We start from the raw sequence: 1,008 nt of genomic DNA, 5'->3' as shown, positions 1-1,008 counted from the left end.
TATAAAATCAAAAGATGCTTTTCCAAAATCTCCTATTCCATGATCTCCGTTAAGACTTTGAAGAGGTAATAGAATACCTGCTTTTTTCATTTTTACTCCTTACTAACAATTTGTGCTGTAGTTTTTCCGATAAATAAATCAGCATCAAATTTCGTTATCTTTTTATATGGTTTTTTCTTTATTATTTTAAATAATTCCTTTGCAGACTCATAGGCAATTTCTGATGCGGGTTGAATTATTGTTGTTATTGGTTTTAGCAAATATTTATTTATTTCTAATCCATCAAAACCTACAATCGAATAATCTTGGGGAACTTTTTTCCCAAAATCATCTAAAGCCTTGATTGCTCCCATAGCAACTGTGTCGGATATAGCAAAAATTGCTGTACAATCTATTTTTTCTTTTACAATTTTTTTCCCGATTTCATATCCATTTTCTAAGGAATAAGGATTGACGCCTTTTTTTGGAGGAAGAATTAAATTTTCGTCAAAATTTATTCCGTTTTCATCAAGGGCTTTTTTGTAACCCATAAGTCTTAACTTTCCTATACTTTCATCATTAGTTCTTGGCGCGATAAAAGCGATTTTTTTATGGCCTAGGCTTATTAAGTATTTTACTATTTTTTCACTTTGTAAAAAATCATCAACACCCAAACAAGCTGACCTATCAATTTGTAAATCTTTATTTATTATAGTTGTCATTGTAAAGGGAATATCCAAAGATTTTAATTTTTTCCTGTCGTTTACGAAATATCCACCCAAAAATATTATTCCTTCAGGTTTTAAATTTTTTACAACCTTGTGTGCGATATCTACTTCGCTTAAATGCTCCTCAACTTTTTGTAAAGCAAAAGTGTAACCAGCTTTTGTAATTTCTTCTTCAAGAACTTTTAACATTGGCGTAAAGAAAGGATTTGTTAGGTTTGCAAAATTCTTTGCTTTTAACTTAGGCATCATTGTTTTAAAATTTCCTGCATAAAGAATATTTAACATAGTAGTTTCTATAACA

1 protein-coding gene is annotated in these 1,008 nt (G+C 29.6%); it reads right to left on the bottom strand.

Annotated features, from left to right (window positions below):
* Positions 1 to 92: 92 nt before the first annotated feature.
* Positions 93 to 1,008, bottom strand: a 916-nt coding sequence (locus KH813_RS06825; RefSeq protein ID WP_303994582.1) for a substrate-binding domain-containing protein, incomplete at its 5' end; no start/stop codon positions are given.

Origin of the sequence: Negativicoccus succinicivorans (genome assembly GCF_018373335.1) — a bacterium.
GTDB classification, from domain to species: Bacteria; Bacillota; Negativicutes; order Veillonellales; family Negativicoccaceae; genus Negativicoccus; species Negativicoccus succinicivorans_A.
This window is presented reverse-complemented; position numbering and strand designations above follow the sequence as displayed.